The organism is Acinetobacter lwoffii (assembly GCF_024129685.1).
Lineage (GTDB): Bacteria > Pseudomonadota > Gammaproteobacteria > Pseudomonadales > Moraxellaceae > Acinetobacter > Acinetobacter lwoffii_X.
In genome coordinates this window covers 44,195-64,047 of sequence record NZ_JAMXXL010000007.1, presented here as the reverse complement: position 1 = coordinate 64,047, position 19,853 = coordinate 44,195, and the positions used below count along the sequence as shown (strand labels likewise).

The 19,853-nt window shown below is 43.5% G+C and carries 21 protein-coding genes; 12 read left to right on the top strand and 9 right to left on the bottom strand.

Features of this window, described 5'->3' with window-relative positions; all coding sequences use genetic code 11:
* Positions 1 to 107 precede the first annotated feature (107 nt).
* Positions 108 to 320 carry a DUF1737 domain-containing protein gene (locus NI464_RS05120; protein WP_253137906.1) on the bottom strand — a complete coding sequence of 71 codons (213 nt, stop codon included), beginning with the start codon at positions 318 to 320 and terminating at the stop codon, positions 108 to 110.
* A gap of 287 nt (positions 321 to 607) precedes the next feature.
* On the opposite strand from NI464_RS05120, the gene NI464_RS05115 reads away from it, so the two are divergent.
* Both NI464_RS05115 and NI464_RS05110 read left to right on the top strand, forming a co-directional pair.
* Positions 608 to 1,906, top strand: coding sequence for an ABC1 kinase family protein (locus NI464_RS05115; protein ID WP_253137905.1), 1,299 nt, complete (start codon positions 608 to 610; stop codon positions 1,904 to 1,906).
* A gap of 96 nt (positions 1,907 to 2,002) precedes the next feature.
* The gene (locus tag NI464_RS05110) at positions 2,003 to 2,254 is read left to right on the top strand and encodes a type B 50S ribosomal protein L31 (RefSeq protein ID WP_004645016.1); all 252 of its coding nucleotides are present in this window, start codon (positions 2,003 to 2,005) and stop codon (positions 2,252 to 2,254) included.
* 90 nt (positions 2,255 to 2,344) lie between these two features.
* Here the strand turns inward: NI464_RS05110 and crcB are convergent, their stop codons facing one another.
* The gene (gene crcB / locus NI464_RS05105) at positions 2,345 to 2,725 is read right to left on the bottom strand and encodes a fluoride efflux transporter CrcB (protein WP_253137904.1); all 381 of its coding nucleotides are present in this window, start codon (positions 2,723 to 2,725) and stop codon (positions 2,345 to 2,347) included.
* 174 nt (positions 2,726 to 2,899) lie between these two features.
* Here crcB and NI464_RS05100 point away from each other — a divergent pair, with 174 nt between their 5' ends.
* On the top strand, positions 2,900 to 3,232 hold the full coding sequence (locus tag NI464_RS05100) for a HopJ type III effector protein (protein WP_253137903.1): 333 nt from the start codon (positions 2,900 to 2,902) through the stop codon (positions 3,230 to 3,232).
* 74 nt (positions 3,233 to 3,306) lie between these two features.
* On the opposite strand, the gene NI464_RS05095 is transcribed toward NI464_RS05100, so the two are convergent.
* The gene (locus NI464_RS05095; protein ID WP_253137902.1) at positions 3,307 to 3,897 is read right to left on the bottom strand and encodes a hypothetical protein; all 591 of its coding nucleotides are present in this window, start codon (positions 3,895 to 3,897) and stop codon (positions 3,307 to 3,309) included.
* Positions 3,898 to 4,087: 190 nt separating this feature from the next.
* On the opposite strand from NI464_RS05095, the gene NI464_RS05090 reads away from it, so the two are divergent.
* Entirely contained in the window at positions 4,088 to 4,711 is a 624-nt protein-coding gene (locus tag NI464_RS05090) for a class I SAM-dependent methyltransferase (protein ID WP_253137901.1), read from the top strand.
* 24 nt (positions 4,712 to 4,735) lie between these two features.
* Here NI464_RS05090 and NI464_RS05085 read toward each other — a convergent pair whose 3' ends face one another.
* Both NI464_RS05085 and NI464_RS05080 read right to left on the bottom strand, forming a co-directional pair.
* The gene (locus tag NI464_RS05085) at positions 4,736 to 5,314 is read right to left on the bottom strand and encodes a hypothetical protein (protein ID WP_253137900.1); all 579 of its coding nucleotides are present in this window, start codon (positions 5,312 to 5,314) and stop codon (positions 4,736 to 4,738) included.
* A 26-nt stretch (positions 5,315 to 5,340) separates the two neighbouring features.
* The gene (locus NI464_RS05080) at positions 5,341 to 5,808 is read right to left on the bottom strand and encodes a Holliday junction resolvase-like protein (protein ID WP_004645008.1); all 468 of its coding nucleotides are present in this window, start codon (positions 5,806 to 5,808) and stop codon (positions 5,341 to 5,343) included.
* Positions 5,809 to 5,932: 124 nt separating this feature from the next.
* Between NI464_RS05080 and NI464_RS05075 the strand changes: the two genes are divergently transcribed.
* The 5 genes from NI464_RS05075 (at position 5,933) to NI464_RS05055 (ending at position 11,228) form a co-directional block, all read left to right on the top strand.
* Positions 5,933 to 6,577 carry a ParA family protein gene (locus tag NI464_RS05075; RefSeq protein WP_004281566.1) on the top strand — a complete coding sequence of 215 codons (645 nt, stop codon included), beginning with the start codon at positions 5,933 to 5,935 and terminating at the stop codon, positions 6,575 to 6,577.
* A gap of 128 nt (positions 6,578 to 6,705) precedes the next feature.
* Positions 6,706 to 7,836, top strand: coding sequence for an AI-2E family transporter (locus tag NI464_RS05070; RefSeq protein ID WP_409655215.1), 1,131 nt, complete (start codon positions 6,706 to 6,708; stop codon positions 7,834 to 7,836).
* A gap of 122 nt (positions 7,837 to 7,958) precedes the next feature.
* The gene (sodC, locus tag NI464_RS05065; protein WP_005108558.1) at positions 7,959 to 8,501 is read left to right on the top strand and encodes a superoxide dismutase family protein; all 543 of its coding nucleotides are present in this window, start codon (positions 7,959 to 7,961) and stop codon (positions 8,499 to 8,501) included.
* A gap of 126 nt (positions 8,502 to 8,627) precedes the next feature.
* Positions 8,628 to 10,811, top strand: coding sequence for a YccS family putative transporter (gene yccS, locus NI464_RS05060; protein WP_253137898.1), 2,184 nt, complete (start codon positions 8,628 to 8,630; stop codon positions 10,809 to 10,811).
* A gap of 120 nt (positions 10,812 to 10,931) precedes the next feature.
* Positions 10,932 to 11,228, top strand: coding sequence for a DUF3817 domain-containing protein (locus NI464_RS05055; protein WP_004645001.1), 297 nt, complete (start codon positions 10,932 to 10,934; stop codon positions 11,226 to 11,228).
* A 179-nt stretch (positions 11,229 to 11,407) separates the two neighbouring features.
* Here NI464_RS05055 and craA read toward each other — a convergent pair whose 3' ends face one another.
* From craA to NI464_RS05040, 3 genes are all read right to left on the bottom strand, one after another.
* The gene (gene craA, locus NI464_RS05050) at positions 11,408 to 12,637 is read right to left on the bottom strand and encodes a chloramphenicol efflux MFS transporter CraA (protein ID WP_253137897.1); all 1,230 of its coding nucleotides are present in this window, start codon (positions 12,635 to 12,637) and stop codon (positions 11,408 to 11,410) included.
* 192 nt (positions 12,638 to 12,829) lie between these two features.
* Complete coding sequence (locus tag NI464_RS05045) at positions 12,830 to 13,207, bottom strand: hypothetical protein (RefSeq protein ID WP_191111891.1); 378 nt, start codon at positions 13,205 to 13,207, stop codon at positions 12,830 to 12,832.
* 141 nt (positions 13,208 to 13,348) lie between these two features.
* The gene (locus NI464_RS05040) at positions 13,349 to 14,758 is read right to left on the bottom strand and encodes an FAD-binding oxidoreductase (RefSeq protein ID WP_191111845.1); all 1,410 of its coding nucleotides are present in this window, start codon (positions 14,756 to 14,758) and stop codon (positions 13,349 to 13,351) included.
* A gap of 354 nt (positions 14,759 to 15,112) precedes the next feature.
* Here NI464_RS05040 and serA point away from each other — a divergent pair, with 354 nt between their 5' ends.
* On the top strand, positions 15,113 to 16,345 hold the full coding sequence (gene serA / locus NI464_RS05035; RefSeq protein ID WP_005108551.1) for a phosphoglycerate dehydrogenase: 1,233 nt from the start codon (positions 15,113 to 15,115) through the stop codon (positions 16,343 to 16,345).
* A gap of 124 nt (positions 16,346 to 16,469) precedes the next feature.
* The gene (locus NI464_RS05030) at positions 16,470 to 17,336 is read left to right on the top strand and encodes an EamA family transporter (RefSeq protein ID WP_191111844.1); all 867 of its coding nucleotides are present in this window, start codon (positions 16,470 to 16,472) and stop codon (positions 17,334 to 17,336) included.
* A gap of 53 nt (positions 17,337 to 17,389) precedes the next feature.
* Here NI464_RS05030 and NI464_RS05025 read toward each other — a convergent pair whose 3' ends face one another.
* Positions 17,390 to 18,520, bottom strand: a complete 1,131-nt coding sequence (locus NI464_RS05025) for a hypothetical protein (RefSeq protein ID WP_253137896.1) — start codon at positions 18,518 to 18,520, stop codon at positions 17,390 to 17,392.
* Between the two features lie 364 nt (positions 18,521 to 18,884).
* On the opposite strand from NI464_RS05025, the gene NI464_RS05020 reads away from it, so the two are divergent.
* Complete coding sequence (locus NI464_RS05020) at positions 18,885 to 19,775, top strand: EamA family transporter (protein ID WP_191111842.1); 891 nt, start codon at positions 18,885 to 18,887, stop codon at positions 19,773 to 19,775.
* Positions 19,776 to 19,853 lie beyond the last annotated feature (78 nt).

Sequence of the window (19,853 nt, the reverse complement as noted above, 5' to 3'; positions counted from 1 at the left end):
AACTGTTCTGTTACTTTTGCCATGACAAAAGTAAAAATTGCCGATGCGACAGCATAACAATAAAAGATGAGACCATAGCCTTGAGCATTTTAATTTCGATGTAGAAGTTAAGAATTAACTCCCAACGCATCCTTCAATCTTTCTGGAAGTTCCGATTCATCCACTACATCTTTAATCACCACCTGCCCCACAATTACATCCGTACCATTAAAAGTCATGGTGGGTGAACCATATAGCTCATAACCTTCATTTAAGGCACGGGTCACCCGCGCACAAAAATGTACATCATCTTTCCCGGTAAAATATCGATAGACTTTCATTGAATTTTCTTCATTACTACACTCTGTTTATTCTAAGCTTTTAGCTATAAAACAACATTCAGAATTAGTACTCGGTCTTATCTAAAACGATGACGGATTCCGGCATATTCTTATAGTTTAAACGCAAGCAATAAAGATAAATCTTTTAACAAATCAAAGATGATGCATTAAACATGGAGAAGCTGAAGGAAATCACAACACAACCTCTACAATTAAATCTAGGCAATTGAACCTTTGTCACCTATGATCAAATACATCCATTCATAGTTGGTTTCAAGGAATCTCGCATGGCAAAAACGGCTAGCACACCCGGTCGTCGCTTTATGAAACTTGCCGGAATGACCGCAAGTATTGCAGGTAAAACCCTCTCCAATTCCATTAAAAATTTAACTGCCGATGACGAGCAGAAAAACACTGCGCGCAGTAAATTATTTCAGGATATTGGTGTGCAGATTGCGGATACCTTGGGGGAAATGAAAGGCGCAGTCATGAAAGTTGGCCAGATTGCCTCGCAATATAAAGATGTTTTCCCGCCCGAAATCGCTAAAGCCATTGCTAAATTACAGCGTCAGGCGCCACCGATGCCGTTTAAAGAAATTCAGGCACAAGTGGAAAAAGAATTGGGTAAACCTTTACAGCAGCTGTTCCAGCAGTTTGATGAGCAGCCATTTGCCGCGGCCTCGATTGGTCAGGTGCATAAAGCCACTCTACCGAATGGCCAGCAAGTTGTGGTCAAAGTACAATATCCTGGTGTCGATGAAGCCTGCGAAAGCGACCTGAAACAAGTCCGTCTGGCACTGCGTATGATGGGCGTCTTAAAGATTGACCGTAAACTTCAAGATCAATTATTTAAAGAAATTCAGCACAGTCTGGACAATGAGCTGAACTATGAAATTGAAGCCCAGAATCTAGAAATCGCCCGTGCCTTCCATGAGCCTCTGGACAATAAAATTGTGATTCCGAAAGTGTTTCATGAGTATTCATCGCGACATATTTTGACCTTAAGCCAAGAGCTTGGTGAAAGTATCGAAACTGCCAGCACTTGGCCACTCGAAACCCGAAATGCTTTAGGCCGCCGCCTCTTCCGCGCCATTGGTCAGGAAATTTTTTATCTGAAACGCTTTCACTGTGACCCGCATCCAGGCAACTTTGCATTTCGTGAAGATGGCTCTGTGATTGTTTATGACTATGGTGGCGTCAAAACCTTATCGACTGAAGTGATTGGACATTTTAGGGAACTGATCCATGCTGCACGCGAGAAGAATATTCCCGTGATCGAGCAACAGCTGGATGCGCTGCATTCCTTGACTGAAACTGGAAAATTCCCGAAAGAATTATATGAACAGTGGCTGGAAGTGCTCATGCGTCCTCTGGTCACTGACTATGATTTTGCCGAAAACTCAGCGCATCATGATGGGATGGAGTTGCTGAAACCTTCGTTGAAATATTGGGATGTATTTAAGCCCTCTCCTGATACCTTGATGGTGAATCGCACAATTTCAGGACAATACTGGAACCTGATTCATCTCAAAGTACATGATGATTTAAGTGATGTATTTGAAGAACTGGTACCGAGTCGAAGCTAAGTTGAGACGATAGGCTTACACGCTGTAACCCTAGATTACTTGAAATATCAAATGTTACATTATAACATTTAATCAAGAATCATGAGGAAGTTAGATATGCGTTCAGATATCCATCCCGAGTATCGTGAAGTGTTATTCCATGATACCAATGCCGATGCCTATTTCGTGATTGGCAGCACGATGAACTCGAATCAAACCAAAGAATATCAAGGTAAAACTTATCCTTACGTGACATTAGATATTTCGAGTGCATCACATCCTTTCTATACAGGTGAGCAACGTCAGACCAGCAATGAAGGACGTGTGGCAAGCTTTAACAAACGTTTTGGCCGCTTTAAACGTGGTTAAAATCGAAAACCTTCGATTATCTTAAGATTTAAATCGTGGTTTATGTCAGGAAATGACCTCCAATTTCCTGACTTTTTTTATGCGCTGATTTTAACTCTGTGCCAACAGGAGTGAAGTTAAATAAAAGCCCAGCGCCAGAACAATAATGCCGACAATTAAGCTGGATAATGCATATAACAGCGCTAGGCCCATAGCACCTTGCTTGAATAACATAAAGCTTTCCAGACCGAAACTGGAAAATGTGGTAAAGCCACCGAGAATCCCCACCATTAAAAACAGACGAGCTTCTTGTTGGAGTGCTGGATATTTCTGGCTACAGGCAAAAAAAATCCCGGCACATAAACAGCCCAGAATATTGATCCACCAGGTGGGCCAAGGAAATTGCATTTGTGGTTTGAACAGCCAAAGTCCTGCTGCATAACGCAGACTGGCACCAATTGCCCCACCCGTTGCCACCCAAAGCCAGCCCATATTTTTTCCTGTTCTATTTATTGATCAAGTTTATTTTATCCAAAGTTTCGTATTGAGCATGGATAAATTCCACTGTTATCTTGAACTGAAAATCAATGAAATACCATGGAACTTCGCAAGAAAATTGCTATATTTATCGCATCGAATTTTCATGAATGACACAGGAAAAACAGCATGGCGCAGGATTTATTGGCCCAGTTAGCGGCAGGCGAAGCAAAATTTGCAGATGTGATTGCTTATATCGAATCCCGTTATACACATACACCGACTGCATTTAAAAATGGCCAGCAGAATAATGCGGCCACAGAAAACCAGGGCAGCGCCAAAGTCTTTTCTTTTGCACAATTAAATGGTCTGGATCAGGCACAGACCTTAAGCCTGTTTGCTGAACATTATGCTGCTGTACTGGCGACGCCAGAGGCGACTAATCATCAGAATATCCGCCAGTTTATGCTCAATGGTTGGGATGGAATTACCTTTGAAGGTCAAGCTTTAACTGCGAAGTAAGTACTAAGCAGATAAAAAAACCGCTCATCAGAGCGGTTTTTTTATGAGACTCGGAAACATGCATGAAGCTGGCTTTAGCTCTTAGCGACTTTTTCAATCCACTGAATAGAACTGACGCGGAAAACTTCACAGGCACCATCACCCGTATCGGTCGGAGTTAAGGATGATTTCCAGACCAGATCTTTGTCACGCACTTCAACCAGTTCCCCCTGCATACGCACCAGATCGCCACGCTTTACCTTTTTAATTGCCTTGGCAATTTCAGGATTGGCAGGAATAATGTGCATATTAGACACCATCTGCTTGGCTTGTTCTACCGGCACTGGCACCCGATCCATTTTCCAGTTCAAATAACGATCAAATTGATTGACCGTGATATGTCGAGCAATTTCAGGCTCAGCAAACAGCCCCCAACTGACTGCATAATCAATTGGAGAGAATTTGGCTTGCGGGTCAGAACTATAAACCTTTGAACCCAGAATACGAAAATCACCTTTAAAAGGCTGCAAGACCGAAATTGACTGGCCTTTAACGACGGGAGGCAAGCCTTTGGCAATATTGTGGTCGACCGAGCTATAGCCCGAATTGTGGTCGACCGAGCTATAGCCCGAAACAGGCAGCAATAGGCTGGCCAACAAAGCATAATATTTAAAGTGTTTGAGCATAATTTTAATCTAATCCTAATCAAGTTGATCAAACGTTTTAAGGATATCTTCCTTGATCTTACGGATTTTTTAATGAATAAACAGTTGAACTTGGTAACAAACTGCACGTATTTAGTCAGCTCGAGATATGCCTGTCATTTTATTTTTCAGTTAAGCTAGAACGTATTTCCATCAAATTAAAATAACTCAAATGCTGTATAAACTTTATCAACAACATATCTTTCCGCATCTGCTGAATCAGGTGATGCAAACACCATCCCTGATGGACTTGCGTCGTGAATTGCTTTTGGATATTTCCGGTGAAGTACTGGAAATTGGTTTTGGTACCGGCCTGAATCTGCCTTTTTATCAATCGGTTGATAAGGTCTATGCGCTGGAGCCAAATGCAGCCATTTTCAAACTGGCAGAAGCGCGAATTCAACAGGCAGGGTTTCAGGTTGAGCATATTCAGGCCAGCGCAGAAGCTTTGCCTTTTGCCGAAAATAGTGTGGAAAATATTGTATCGACCTGGACGCTTTGTAGTATTGCAGAGCTACAACATAGCCTGCAGGAAATTTACCGTGTGCTACAACCGGGTGGGACTTTACATGTGGTCGAACATGTCCTGAATCGACAAAATTTAAATATTCAGCGTCTGCAACATTTACTCACTCCCATTCAAAAGAAAGTCGCAGATGGCTGTCATCTGAATCGGGATATTGAAACCGCCTTGCTGGAAACCGGCTTTGAAATAGAAACCTTAAGTTATGTAGATGCCGAGGGTATTCCGAAGATTGGCCAACGCATGTTGTTAGCACGATTTCGTAAACCATAGAGCTAATTCACTACTATTTTGTATTTAGTGCTGGTGGACGTGGGTTACTTGCAGCAACTGACAATGAGCACCATATTCAGAGCCTGTCCCAACCCGGAATTCTTGTCCAGTCGTGCCTGAATGAACTGTCACCAGATCACCCGTGAGCGTGATTTTCTGCCCCGATTTTAGCCGGCGAATCTGATCGGCAATTTTTTCGGTGGCAGCAATCAGACTGAAATGCTGCAAATGCGTATTGACGAAGTCACGCTCCGCTTTACTGATTTTTCCTTCGAGCTGATAGCAGCGTTTTGCTTCATCAAACTCTAATTTTGCCTGCATGTCGGGCATCGGCTGAGTCAGCAACAGCACATCAATATTACTGAGATAGGCCAGATCATTAAAATGCCCAACCACTGGGCTGGCCTGATGCAGCACCCGACGATCAGGTTTCACGAAACGGTGATCATGCACAATATAAGTCGCTGATATACGCTTGACCGGTTCTACTTTAAAGTTTTTAAGTACACCTTTTTCTTGCAGATGCGGAATGGCACGAAAAAACTCATTCCAGACCCAGAGTCCAAGCATAAACAGCAGCGCAGTGATCAGTAATTTTTGCATAACTTTTATTCTTCACCGGATTTTGGTCAATCCTGAAAATCAATCCGAATGGTTTCAAAACGTACCCGCCCTTCCTGAACCGCTCGGGCAATAGCTTGCTGGCCTTTGGTCAGACGTGCTCCGCCACTTTTAATGTCAATCAAAACCACTTCAATATCTTCAGCGTCGCCTTCACCATCACGAAAATCGGTATAACCATCAAAGACCACATAATCCACCGGATCGCCCAGAAACTTGGCATCACTCGGCAGATATTGAAATTCCGGCATGATCGGCGCGAGCTGTTCCGCCATTTTGCCTTTGAGAACGGCACGGCTGGTATTCACGCTGCGTTTTTGCGCGGCAATAAGGGACTGCTGATGCTCCAGTTCCAGCTCGGCAATATATTGCTCATATTCGGCCTTGATCCGTCCATTACGCGTCTGACTTAAAATAATAGTGGTCAATACCACCCCGATACATGCGCCAATCAGCATGGCCATCCATATGGACATTCAATCTTCCTAATTTGCCTGATTTTTATAGCATCGCATTCGACTGAAGTTGAGGACTTCGGCCATTTGCATACTTGAAAAGAATGATATGCTAGGCCGGAACAGAATAAAATCACCTTGAGTCATGAAAACAATTTTAGTTGCGAATCAGAAAGGCGGTTGTGGCAAAACCATGACAGCCATTAGTTTGGCGTCAGCACTCGCACAAAAGGGTTATAAGGTGGCATTGGCCGATGCCGACAACCAGAAATCAACATTGCAATGGCTCAAGCATCGTCCGGCACAGGCAGCGCAGATCCAAAGTCTGGACTGGCGCAATAGCAAGTCCATTGGTGATGCGCCGAAACAGATCGAATACCTGATTATTGATGCACCAGGTGCTTTGACCGATGATCATGCCGAACAGCTGATCAGTGAAGCACATGCGATTATCATCCCGATCCAGCCTTCTTTTTTTGATATCGATTCGACCCGCCGTTTTCTCAAACATTTGCAGGACATCAAACGCATCCGTAAGGGCAAGGTTGAAATTTTACTTTTGGCCAATCGCACCAAAGCAAATGCAGCCAGCAATCAGGACATACAGCAGTTTTTTGACAAGATCGACCAGCAGCCAGTGGCCTGGATTTCGGAACGTGCCCCTTATAGCCGACTGGCTATGGAAGGCCTGTCCGTCTTTGATAAACCTCAGAAAATCTATCGGGAGCTGCAGGCTCAATGGCAACCGGTACTGAATGCCATTATTGATGATCCGAGTCAGTGGTTTTGAGTCAATCATCTGAATCGCGGTGTAGCTTTGGGAAAATAATCTCGCTACTTGGCTAGCTATCATTTTCGATCGCTTTTTTTTCAGTTAATATGCCTGAACACGACCTAAAAAATGAGTCATTAAATTCAGTGCAACAGTACGCGCCTACATTACAAAAAGTCTTATTATTTGGATTGTTCTTTATCCTGATTTTTTTGAGTTTTCATATACTCAAGTATTTCATCATTCCTGTAGTTTGGGCAGCCATTATTGCCTATATGACTTGGCCCTTGTATCAATCGGTGTTACGCCTATGCGGCAATCGACCGACATTAAGTGCAACCGTAATGATCTTGGCCGTGATTCTGGTCTTTGGTCTGCCGTTTATTTTCGCCATTTTCATGCTGCAGCACGAAGGTCGTAACCTGTATTTTGAATTGCAGCGACAGGTCTTTTCCGGTCACCTGAATGTCCCTGATTTTATTCGCGGGCTTCCGATTGTCGGCAAGGAAATTACCCGAACCTTAAATGAAATCAACACTGATCCGCAGAGTATTGCACTGTCGGTATCGACCTGGATTCAAGGCCATCTGAATTACGGCAAAGTGGTGTTGAATGAAGTTAGTAAAAACATCTTTAAATTATGTTTTGCGATACTTTCGCTGTTTTTCTTCTACCGTGATGGTCAGACCATTTTAAATCAGGTGCGTAAAGCCTTTGAAATGGTGGTCGGTCCACGTGTACATCATTATTTTTCCACCATTTCTGCGACTACACGTGCCGTAGTATATGGCGTCGGTTTGACCGCAATTGCACAATCCTTATTGGCTGGTCTGAGCTATTTTGTTGCAGGTGTGCCGAATCCGATGGTTTTAACCATTGTGACCTTTATTTTTGCCCTGATTCCCTTTGGCCCACCTCTCGCCTATAGTGCGGTGGCGCTATGGCTGTTTTCACAAGGACAAACCATTGAAGCCATTGGGGTCATGGTCTGGGGTGTCTGTATTGTCAGTACTGCCGATAACGTCATTCGTCCACTGGTGATTTCTGGCGCAACCCAGATTCCTTTCCTGCTGATCATGTTTGGAGTCTTGGGTGGTATTGCCAGCTTTGGTCTGGTCGGGGTGTTTATTGGCCCGGTGATTCTGGCTGTGCTGCTTGCAATCTGGCGTGAATGGTTACATGAAAGTAATCTGAATGAACCTTTAATGATGCCTAAAGCCACCATGGCACATGAGATTGATCCGGAAACACAAGACACACCGCCCAACGCACCTTAAAGCATAGATAGAATCGACTTAAACAAAACAAAACATTTAAGTACTGATTCTATATAGAGCTTCTGATCTTGCTCTGTTTAAATGAATCCACAAAACAGAATAAAGATCAGGATGCCAAAATCATGTCTTCATTGTTTAAAATTACGACACTTTGCGCGTTAAGCGCCGCACTTTTTACCGGTTGTGCATCAACCTCCCCATCAAATGAAGTGGTCAGAGCAGTGACTGTGAATGCTGTAAATGCTCAAGGTGTGGGCCAAGAGATTGGGACCGTATTACTCAGTGACAGCCCAGCCGGTCTGGTCATTCGTACCAACCTGAAACAACTTCCTGCGGGTGAACGCGGTTTCCATATTCATGAAAATGGTTCATGCGCGCCTGCCATGAAAGACGGCAAGATGGGTGCAGCACTGGCTGCAGGTAGCCATTACAATCCAAATCAGGCACCGCATCACGGTACACCAGTGACAGGTCACTTAGGTGATTTACCCGCATTGAAAGTCAATACAGATGGAACTGCACGTGTGACCCTGCTTGCGCCACGTCTGAAATTGGCTGATGTTCAGGGTCGTGCGATTATGGTTCATGCCGGTGGCGATAACTATTCCGACAACCCATTACCCTTGGGCGGCGGCGGTGAACGTATTGCCTGTGGTGTGATCTAAACACCTTCATGCCAATGACTCAATAGAAAAACGGGCACTATGCCCGTTTTTTATAGACATTTCCTTTATTTTGGCGTCTAAATTGCATTCAGAACTTTGCGTTTTTACTTCCCGGATTCTGTCCTTGTGAATGCTGCCCGACCTGCGACTGCTACTTTTGTTAAAATTATAAAACCTGTCCTGCTGCCCTTTCAGTCTAGTGCGCTGATGACTTATTGCCTGCAGATCCTGCTGGTGTTTTTAGGTACCACTTTCGGTCTGAAATTTCTGGGTTATGACTTCTTGATCGTTCCAGTAACTTTAGGGGCAATTGCCACGGCACTGACTGATTTTGATGACCGGCTAAGCCTGCGTTTGCGCAACCTGTTACTGGTCATCATTCTGTTTTTTAGTGTCAGCAGCATTCTGGAATTTCTTGCTCCACATAAATTCTGGTTTGCACTGTGGCTATCCCTGTCGAGTGCGCTGTTTATTCTAATGGGTGCATTAGGCCAACGTTATGCCATGATTTCATTTGGCACCATTTTACTGTCAATCTATACCATGTTCGGCCTGGGCGAATATCAGCACTGGTATGAACAGCCACTTTATTTTGTCATTGGGGCGCTATGGTACGGCCTGACGTCTATTCTATTTTTTCTGCTGCGTCCTACTTTGCAGGTTCAGGAAAATCTCGCACAAAGCTTGCAGCACATGTCAGATTTACTGCTGAGTAAAGCCAAACTGTTTGATCCGGATCAGCATCCAAATGTTGAAAACCTGCTCTATGAGTTGTCACTTAAAAATACTTTAGTCATTCAGAGTTTTAACCGCAGCAAAGATTCACTATTGACTCGACTCAAAGCTTCGCGTGCCAATCGCAATACCATTTACTGGCTGAATCTGTATTTTCTGATGCAGGATATTCATGAACAGGCCACGGCCAATTATTTACATTATGAACAGATCGAACAGCATTTTAGCCGCACTGACCTGATTTTCCGGATTCAGAAAAATATCCGTCTGCAAGCCCTTGCCTGTCAACATTTGGCAGAATGTGTATTGCGCAATGAAAAATTTTATCTGTCTGCAGATGATGAACAGGCATTAAAACATTTACAGGAATCGATGCAGGACTGGATTGCCCAACACCCACAGAATATTGAAGTTAAAAATTTACAGCTTATTCTGGCCAATCTGCTGAGTGTACATGAGCAGTTACAACACCTGCATGATCAACAGGCACTGTATAAGCCACGCTATCAGCAGCATTTTGATGACCTGAGCCTGTTTGATGATGATATTCGCGATAGCACAGATCTCTGGCTGAAACTCAAACCGCACTTGAGTCCACAATCGGCACTCTTTCGGCATGCGGTGCGGATTGCCATTGTGTTTCTAGTCGGCTATGCCATTTCATTATTGCCCTTTGCAAAAAATGGCTACTGGATTTTACTGACCAGCCTGTTTGTCTGTCAGATCAGTTATTTTGCCACCAAAAGCCGGCTCAAATTGCGGACCCTAGGAACATTATTGGGGGTCATGCTGGGTGTTCCCATTCTGTATTTTGTACCAAGTGTCGAAGGTCAGTTACTCCTGACAGTAATTTTTGGTGTCGGTTTTTTCTATCTACGTTCCAAAAAATATGCCATGGCAACCCTCATGGCGACCTTGATGGTACTCCTGATCTTCAACCTGAAAGGTGCCGGTTACGCCATTATCTTACCGCGTATCATTGATACCCTCATAGGCTGTCTGATTGCCTGGATGGCAGTAAGCTGGATCTGGCCTGACTGGAATTTTCGTAATATTTCCAGCAATATCAAAAAATCATCACATGCAACACTGAACTATTTTTCTGCAGTGGTCGAGCAATATCGAAACGGTAAAGATAACAGTATTGCTTACCGGACTGCACGGCGTCTGGCCCACAATGCACAGATTGATTTATCCAGCATGATTTCAAGTCTGAGTACCGAACCGAATCCAGATCCGCAACTGGTCAAAAGTGCCTTTCGCTATCTGGTCTATAGTCATAGCCAACTCAGTTATATTGCAGCATTGGGGAGTCACCGTGAGCAGGTTACTGATACACAAATTCTGGATTTAATGCACTGGTGCCAGCAAACCTTAACTGGGGTATTGCTGCAACAACAGCCTTTAGATACCTACGACATCGATCATAAACTGGCAGAAATTCAACGCTTAAGTACCCAGGAAAACCAGTCAGCACATCTGCTTTTGGTGTTGAAACAGATCAGTTTATTGTTGGAAACCTTACCGGAATTACTAAAATTACGTCATGAATTATTAGGTGCCGAGATTAAATAACCAACTGCCTTACTTGGTTATAACTTATTAAAAATATTGAATATATCTTTATTATTAAGATTCAATATTCAGGTGATATTCGGTACACTCAGAACTAATTCGGTTAAATCAATATGTATTATGAACATCAAAACTTTGCGTCTGGTCGGTTTGCTTGAAGGGATTTCATTCCTGCTGCTGTTATTTATCGCGATGCCAGTGAAATATATGATGGATAATCCGATTCTGGTGAAATATGTCGGCATGGGTCATGGCGTACTGTTTGTGCTATTTCTGGTGGTGTTATTTGCGGTATGTGAAAAACAGAAATGGTCTCTCAGCATGTTTGTGATGGGTTTAATCGCTTCGATTCTACCTTTCGGTCCATTCCTGTTTGATATGAAACTGAAGAAGCTGGAACAGCCCGCTGAAGCTTAATTGTAGAATCCTAATATAATTAGATCAGTCAAAAGAAAATTCTCTCTCCCTTTGGGAGAAAGTTAGAGAGAGGGAACTTATTAAATACTTAACCTCACCCTAGCCCTCTCCTAAAAGGAGAGGGAAATTCAATACTGAACATATGATTTCAATAATTTATAATTTCCCTTAATAAGGAATCAAAACTCCCCACGCTCCTGTCTTTCCAGCATTAACTGTTTGAGTTGCATGCGTGGCAAAGTAAACCACAGTGCAATCAGAATCAAAGAGGCAACACAGTAGGCCCAGATATCGTAGGCTTCATACGCCATCCTTACTGCTTCAATCACCACAAAAAAGCTGAGCATCAGGATAATAGAAACCGTCGCAGCCACCGTGCCTTTGGACACTTCAGAAGACATTAATGCAAAACGATACAGCACCGAAAAACTCACACCCTCACCCAGACTGATACAAGTGGTGCCGATAATCAGACAATGAATAAAATATTCTGGAATCAATAAGCCCATCATCAATAAACCGGTACCCAGCAACATCAGTGGCAGACCCAATAATACGGTTTTGCCCAGCGGTATTTTATCGATAATTTTTAGCAGAATCAGATTACCTGCAATCAGGCCGCCCAAGACCGGAAACTGCGCCAGACCATATTGCACGCTACTGAATCCAAATTGCTCGACCAGAATCACGGGTGACAGGGCAATCCATAACATCAAGGGCAGACTCACCAAAGGCAAGGCTACAGTCATAATCACAAAGCGCTTATTTTTTACAACCTGTTTAAAGTCATCCAGAATATAGCTGACCGGCTGTCTGGGAATACTGACTTTCAGATTTGGCATTTTGGCTTTTAGGCCGAACCAGCTCAGAAATGACAGAAATGCAATGCCGATAAAACCCCAATGCCAAGAGATATGATCAATCATAAAGGCACCCAGCACTGGTCCTAGCAAGGGTGCCAGCAAAGACACATTGGCCATCAGTGCCATGACTTTGATGGCATCACGTTCTTCAAAGCTTTCCTGAATGGCGGCATAACCTACAGCGGTAATAAAGGACAGGCCAAAGCCCTGTAAAAAGCGCAGAAATAAGAAACTTTCAATATTAGGTGTCAACAAAATAGCTAGACAGCTAACCGTAAAAAATGCCACACCACCCAGCAGTACCATTTTACGTCCAAGACGATCGGACAAAGGTCCCAGAATCGCTGCGACAAATGCCCCACCCAACAGGAAAAAGGACATTGACGATGGTGCCCATGAACTACTTACGCCAAAATCACGGGTAATCGCCAGCATGGCCGGCTGAATCAGGTCATTACATATATAGACTGAGAATTCAAACAGGACCAGTGCCAGCGGGAACATAAGTGTGGCACGGGTCAGTTTTTGGGTGTGGATATTTTGCATGGGAGTTTTTATTGTCAGTCTGCCCGTTTTAACAGACTGAACTTTGTCTAAAATAGAAAGAAATAATTTTAGCAGATGAGATATTCAAACGCTCTGAATAAATATAACTGATCGTAGAGATAATCTTCCAAATAAAAAAGCGCATCCTCTAGATACGCTTTTAACCAAAATCTGTCTAAAGATCAAACACTATTATGAACAGACTGCTTTCTGGAAAGTCTTGGTATTTGAACCTCGTGCACAACGATACAACTTCTCGGTATTTTCCAGCATCCAGCTGTTATCTTCCCGTTTAAAATAATAAATGGTCTGTACTGAACGTACCGAATCATCCATTAACCCAGTTTCAGTGACTTTGACCTGTCCAATCGTGGGCGACTCTACCTTGTCAAAGAACTGGCGCAACTCAACTGTTGCCAGTTCCTTACGCAAGTCCGGTCTTAATTGTAAAACCTGTTCCAAAGGCGTATCCGAAGATGACTGTACCTTTGCAATGACCTGTTGAGCAGTTGCACAGCCTGAACCCAATATACCAAAAGCGAGAGTTGCGACTGCCAATATCCGGAACATATTATTTAACCCTTTATCGTCATTCTTATTCCAACCTATCATGCCGAGCTTCTTAGTACAAAACCATTTAGACTCTGTAACTGTCTTTACACAGCAATAAAAAAGCGCACCTTTCGATGCGCTTTTTTCAATTCCGACCGATTAAAGATCGAAAAGTTTACCCGGATTCATGATGCCATTTGGATCAAACACTTTTTTCAGAGCTTTCATATATTCGATTTCTTCCGCAGAACGCGAATATTCAAGATATGGCTTCTTGGTCATGCCCACACCATGTTCCGCAGAAATTGAACCGTCATATTTTTTCACGGTATCAAAGACATACTTATTCACTACCTGACATTTGGCAAAGAATTCGTCTTTGCTTAAGTTTTCAGGTTTCAGGATATTCAAATGCAGGTTACCGTCACCGATATGACCGAACCAGCAGATTTCAAAGTCTGGGTAATTCGTTGAAACAATCGCATCAATTTCTTTAATGAATGCAGGAACGTGCGTGATCAGAACTGAGATGTCATTTTTATATGGAATAAACGGCGCGATAGATTCAGAAATATCTTCACGTAAACGCCATAAACTTTCTACTTGATCAAGGCTTTGGCTCATTACGCCGTCCAGCACCCAACCTTGTTCCATGCAATGCTCGAAGATTTCCATCGCCTTGTCCATAATCGGTTCAAACGGCGCTTCAAACTCAAGCAACACATAGAAGGGACATTCAGTTTCAAATGGACGCTGTACATGACCATTGGCCAAGACTTTTTGCATCGCCAGTTCACCAAAGAACTCGAACGCGGTTAAATCAATTTTCGCCTGGAAGGCATGCAATAACGGCATGATCGCATCAAAGTCAGGTACACCCAGTACCATCACTTGCAGGTCTTGCGGTTGACGTTCAAGCTTGATTTCTGCTTCCGTCACCAGACCCAGCGTGCCTTCACCACCGATAAATAAATGCTGAAGCGCATAACCGGTTGCATTCTTGATCATGCCTTTGTTCAGGCGCAATACATCGCCCTTACCCGTCACAACCGTCAGGCCAAGCACCCAGTTACGGGTCATGCCGTATTTGATGACTTTAATGCCGCCAGCATTGGTCCCGATGTTACCGCCAATTTGCGATGAACCTGCCGAAGCAAAGTCAACTGGGTAATACATGCCCTGCTCTTCAGCATAGTTTTGTAACTGTTCAGTCACCACACCTGCCTGTACGCGCACCATACGATCTGCCGGGAAAAACTCCAGAATCTGGTTCATCTTGTCCATGCTGACCACGATCTCGCCATTGGCTGCGACTGCACCTGCAGAAAGACCGGTACGACCACCCGATGGAGTCACTGCAACATTAAATTGGTTCGCCAGTTTTACGATGTCTTGAACTTGCTCAGTTGACGACGGAAAAACGACGACTGACGGGTTTGGATCAAAGTGCTTCGTATGATCGCGACCCCAATTCTGGAGGCTGTCCGTATCGGTTTTAATACGGTTTTCACCCACAATTGCAGTCAATTGGGTCAATAACTCAGGGGTTAAAGCGACTGGAGCATTCATCGTTTGCAGACCTAGCATGATTTAAACAAGAGAGACTTCGCTGGTTCATTTGCACATTTTTTATGCATAAAAACATGGATACAAATCAGGCGAAACATGGTTATTAAAGCACCGGATCACGCTGCTTTAAAAGCATGGCGCAATATTATAAGCTATTTTTTGGTGTTTCCCGCGAAAAATGACAATTTTGATAATATACCTTTGAAAATGCAGATTTAAATCAAACACCATGATCATTATTATCAATATATCTTGCCAGAATAGCTGATGTGAGCATCATTAAGGAAATGTATAAGTGCGCTTTTCCTGTGCTATTATACCGCGACTAAATTTGGCCTTTGTAGCGGAGCCGTAATGAGCCAACATCTATCTCTACCTAAAGATAAAATCCGTTTCTTGTTGTTAGAAGGCGTTCACCAGAATGCAATCGACACTCTAAATGCTGCTGGATATACCAACATCGATTATCGTAAGACTGCGCTTGAGGGTGAAGCGTTGAAAGAAGCGATTAAAGATGCTCACTTCATCGGTATTCGTTCCCGTACTCAATTGACTGAAGAAGTCTTCGAAGCTGCGAACAAACTGATTGCTGTCGGTTGTTTCTGTATTGGTACCAACCAGGTGAACCTGGACGCTGCAATGCGTCGCGGTATTCCAGTCTTTAACGCACCTTACTCAAATACGCGTTCAGTGGCTGAACTTGTACTTGCTGAAGCAATTCTTCTTCTACGTCGTGTACCTGAAAAATCAGCAGACACACACACAGGCGGCTGGAACAAATCTGCAGTTGGTTCGTTCGAAACACGTGGTAAAACTTTAGGTATCGTAGGTTACGGTTCAATTGGTTCACAACTTTCTGTACTTGCTGAAAGCATGGGTATGAAAGTGATCTATTTCGATACAGTGACTAAATTGCCTTTAGGTAATGCACGTCAAGTCGGTAGCTTGGGCGAACTTTTGGCAAATGCCGATGTGGTTTCTCTACACGTTCCTGATGTTCCGTCTACACGTAACTTCATGACCAAAGATCAGTTCGCGCAAATGAAAGAAGGTTCAATCTTCATTAACGCGGCACGTGGTACCTGTGTCGTGATCGAAGACCTGGCAGATGCGATCAAATCTGGTCACATTGCTGGTGCTGCGGTAGATGTATTCCCGAAAGAGCCTAAAGCAAACGGTGAAGAATTTGTTTCTCCACTGCGTAACCTGCCAAACGTAATTCTGACTCCACACGTAGGCGGTTCTACGATGGAAGCGCAAGCGAACATCGGTCTGGAAGTAGCTGAGAAATTCGTGGCTTATTCTGACAAGGGTATGACGCTTTCTGCGGTGAACTTCCCAGAAATCGCATTGCCGTTGACTGAAGGCAAACACCGTTTACTGCACATCCACCAAAATATTCCGGGCGTGTTGTCTAAAATCAACAACCTGTTTGCTGAACAAGGCATCAACATCTCTGGCCAGTCACTGATGACTAAAGGCGATGTCGGTTACCTGGTGATGGATGTCGATGCTGCTGCATCTCATGAAGCACTCGATATGCTTTCGAATGTTGAAGGTACAATCCGCGCACGCGTATTGTTCTAATTCAATATTGTAGAAAAACCACAGCTCTCGGGCTGTGGTTTTTTGTTTTTAAGGTTTGTATTTTTAAACCTTTTTCAGCTTATGCTGCTCTTCCGCTATTCGAGCAATCGAAACCTATTTAGTCATGCTGAATTTTAAAATTGCACCTATTGTGCAAGCGCCACTAATTCTGTTGATCGCCATGATCAGTATGCAAAGTAGTGGTTCCTTTGCCAAATATCTGTTCGGTCAGTTTCCCATCCTGACCGTTTCCGCAATGCGTCTGCTTTTGGGCGCTGTGATTTTGGCACTAATTTTTAAAATTTGGAAAATCCATTTCAGACAGATCAAGTGGCCGGCCATTATCAGTTATGGCCTTGCCCTGGCTGGCATGAATCTACTGTTTTACCTGTCGATTGATTGCCTGCCGCTGGGGATTGCCGTCTCTTTTGAATTTATTGGCCCCTTAAGTGTTGCACTGTTTTATGCGCGGCAAAAATTCGACTTTGTCTGGGTCGGATTGGCGATTCTGGGCCTGATTCTGCTATTCCCTTTTGATCAGGCTGCCCAGCCGCTTGACCCGATCGGGATTGCATTCGCCTTGGGTGCTGGTGCCTGCTGGGCCTTATATATCGTTGCCGGCCAAAGACCTTCGGGCGTTTCTGGCAATCATACTGTATGCTTGGGCATGTTTGTCGGCATGCTGGTGCTGATGCCGATTGCGCTCTTGGCAGGCATGCCGGCACATACTTTTGAACCGATGAGTTTGTTGTATTTTGTGGCTTTGGCAGTACTGGCTAGTGCCCTGCCTTTTAGCCTAGAAATGATTGCACTAAGAAATTTAAGCGCACTTAGTTTCGGCACCTTGATGAGTCTGGAACCCGCCATTGCCGCACTCTCGGGGCTGGTCTTTCTAGGCGAGACTTTATTGTGGACACAATGGCTGGCATTGGCCACGATTATCAGTGCTTCGGTAGGCTGTACGGTGACGACCCAAAGACAAAAATCTTGAGTAAAAATAAAGGCGCTAGAGCGCCTTTATTTAAGATCACTTATTTTCAAATTTTAACGTGGTGTTGCGTCTTTAATCGCAGTATTTAATGCAGTCGCTGCTGTCACATTATAGCCATCACATCCAGAGGCAAGCTGATCATAATTGTATTCTGTCCATTTGATCATTAAAGAAGTTACACCTTCTTGTTTATTCAAGTCATCCAAGGCAGCCTGTCTTGATTGAGCAATATAGTCGTCGTGATCAATATGTTCCCCATGTTCCGAGAAATCAACTGAATAAATTCCGCCTTGATATTCGATCGCACCGAAATATTTGTAATATTGCATAGCATCGTCTTTATATTCTGCCTTTTTATATTTCAAGTTAGCCATCGTGCCATCTAGAATCGTTTTTGCCATTTCTTGGACAGACGCTTGTGCCTGCCATTCAGCAAGTGTGCTAAAGCCAGTTGTTACTTCCGGATCAAATTCAATATATTCTTCTTCAGGATGTTCAGCCAGAAGACGGAAACATTTAGATCCATTCGGGAATTTGCGGGCCTTCTGCAAATCGACGAAACTGGTTGCAAACTCATTATAGTACTTACGCTCAGCTGTCGTATTATCACTGTTAAAGAACACTCTGGTCGCAGGATCATCATACATTTTCACCACAGCAATATTAGTACGTTCAGTTAATGCTTTACCAGACAGGTCATACCATGCTATGTGTCGATGATTGCTAATATTGTTCTCTGGTATCGTCACAGGACGACTCTTAAATTGAGTCGTCGTATTTTCTAATATTTTTTCCAGCTTATAGCCTAATGCTGTACGGGTGCGATCTGCAGGGAACACCCCTTTTGTTGTGACATAAGTTGAGAAGATCATATCTTCTTCAAGAGCGTATTCAGTATCAACAGCGCTGTTATCATCCGCATATAATATGCCGTCAGTAATTTTATTTTTATGACTGGCTAATAGAAGTTTTTGCGATTCCATCTCTGATCCATCAATATTCGGTAAGTTGAATTGATAGTTATAGAATTCAGAAATGGTGTCTGATGCTCCATCACCCGGGGTTCCAGGATTGGTCGGTGCAGGTTGACTAGTGACTGGTTCATTATTATCAGAACTGTCGGAGCCACCACATGCTGCCAGCATGCAGCTAAAAATGGCGCAAGAGAGTATTCTTAATTTCATTATTATCTACCTTAATTATTTGATATTGTTATTTTAATGCTGTCCCGAAATACGGGACCTAAGATGTTTTCATTGTTATTTTAAAACTAACCCGAATCACGAGGTCTAAGATATTTTAATAAATATAAAAACAAGATCAATTTAAAAATTGATTAATTTGTAACCGCAATTACATAGAAGATTAACTTTTAATTTAAAATCTTTAGATATTTGATCCGGTTAAAATTTAACTTGATTGAATCAAAATTTAAGTTCGCCTCGGGAAAATATTTCCTTGCCCTACTCATCAAAAATTAACCAGTTTGCTATAATTTCACGTTCCCCTATTTCTCATTTTCACCCGCTCTGGGTAGAAGCTGCTTCCATGCCAAACGCCCAACTTCTTGCTGTATTGTTCATGGTCTTATCCATGACTTCCTACCAGATCAGTGCATCTTTTGCCAAACAGCTGTTTAGTGTGCTGGATCCGGTCACTGTGACCATTTTAAGGCTGTGTTTTGCAGCGATCATTGTTGGCATGATGTTTCGTTCCTGGAAAATCATTCAGCGTTTGCCTTTTTTGAAATGGCGGGATTTGCTCTGCTATAGCGCCGCTTTAGGCGTAATGAATATCCTGTTCTACATGTCGCTGGGCAAACTCCCCCAAGGGATTGCGGTAGGGTTGGAATTTATTGGTCCTTTGGGTCTGGCCCTGCTCTCAATCAAACATCGTAGTGACTATGTTTGGGTATTAATGGCCATTTTAGGCATTGCGTTAATGGTGCCATGGGGACAGGCCAATAGTAGTAATTTCGACCTGCTCGGCGCCGCCTGTGCTTTAGGTGCGGGTTTATGCTGGGCACTGTATATTTTCTTCGGGCAACGTGTGGTTCAGCAGAATATCGGCATGCATGCGCTGACCATTGCAATTAGCATTTCAGCTCTGTGTTTGCTTCCGATTGGGCTCTATAACAATGCACCAGCGCTGATTGATACCCAGTATTGGGGCAAGGCGATTATCATTGCAGTGCTGGCCACAGCGATTCCCTATGCGCTGGACTTAAAAGCTTTGCAGCATTTAAACAAGACCAGCTATGGCACCCTGTCCAGCCTATCTCCCGCCTTGGCTGCACTGACTGGTTTTTTACTATTGGGTGAAAAAATTACGCTTCTTCAGACCGTGGCACTGGTCTGTATCATGCTGGCATCAGTTGGTGTGACTGTACGTGCCGCACGTCAAGGATCGGCAGAGCGGAATGCTTTAAAGCCTGATTAGTATCTAAACAACTAATTAAATATCCCATCCATTCTGTGTTTTTATTTGCTTTGAAAGAAAAATATAGAAGGTAGGTAA

Coding starts and splice junctions, on each gene's coding strand:
- NI464_RS05110 (WP_004645016.1), top strand. CDS start 2,003: ATGCGTTCAGATATCCATCCCGAGTATCGTGAAGTGTTATTCCATGAT.
- NI464_RS05075 (WP_004281566.1), top strand. CDS start 5,933: ATGAAAACAATTTTAGTTGCGAATCAGAAAGGCGGTTGTGGCAAAACC.
- sodC (WP_005108558.1), top strand. CDS start 7,959: ATGTCTTCATTGTTTAAAATTACGACACTTTGCGCGTTAAGCGCCGCA.
- serA (WP_005108551.1), top strand. CDS start 15,113: ATGAGCCAACATCTATCTCTACCTAAAGATAAAATCCGTTTCTTGTTG.
- NI464_RS05025 (WP_253137896.1), bottom strand. CDS start 18,520: ATGAAATTAAGAATACTCTCTTGCGCCATTTTTAGCTGCATGCTGGCA.
- crcB (WP_253137904.1), bottom strand. CDS start 2,725: ATGGGCTGGCTTTGGGTGGCAACGGGTGGGGCAATTGGTGCCAGTCTG.
- NI464_RS05045 (WP_191111891.1), bottom strand. CDS start 13,207: ATGTTCCGGATATTGGCAGTCGCAACTCTCGCTTTTGGTATATTGGGT.
- craA (WP_253137897.1), bottom strand. CDS start 12,637: ATGCAAAATATCCACACCCAAAAACTGACCCGTGCCACACTTATGTTC.
- NI464_RS05020 (WP_191111842.1), top strand. CDS start 18,885: ATGCCAAACGCCCAACTTCTTGCTGTATTGTTCATGGTCTTATCCATG.
- NI464_RS05120 (WP_253137906.1), bottom strand. CDS start 320: ATGAAAGTCTATCGATATTTTACCGGGAAAGATGATGTACATTTTTGT.
- NI464_RS05100 (WP_253137903.1), top strand. CDS start 2,900: ATGGCGCAGGATTTATTGGCCCAGTTAGCGGCAGGCGAAGCAAAATTT.
- NI464_RS05095 (WP_253137902.1), bottom strand. CDS start 3,897: ATGCTCAAACACTTTAAATATTATGCTTTGTTGGCCAGCCTATTGCTG.
- NI464_RS05040 (WP_191111845.1), bottom strand. CDS start 14,758: ATGAATGCTCCAGTCGCTTTAACCCCTGAGTTATTGACCCAATTGACT.
- NI464_RS05080 (WP_004645008.1), bottom strand. CDS start 5,808: ATGTCCATATGGATGGCCATGCTGATTGGCGCATGTATCGGGGTGGTA.
- NI464_RS05115 (WP_253137905.1), top strand. CDS start 608: ATGGCAAAAACGGCTAGCACACCCGGTCGTCGCTTTATGAAACTTGCC.
- NI464_RS05055 (WP_004645001.1), top strand. CDS start 10,932: ATGAACATCAAAACTTTGCGTCTGGTCGGTTTGCTTGAAGGGATTTCA.
- NI464_RS05085 (WP_253137900.1), bottom strand. CDS start 5,314: ATGCAAAAATTACTGATCACTGCGCTGCTGTTTATGCTTGGACTCTGG.
- NI464_RS05090 (WP_253137901.1), top strand. CDS start 4,088: ATGCTGTATAAACTTTATCAACAACATATCTTTCCGCATCTGCTGAAT.
- NI464_RS05030 (WP_191111844.1), top strand. CDS start 16,470: ATGCTGAATTTTAAAATTGCACCTATTGTGCAAGCGCCACTAATTCTG.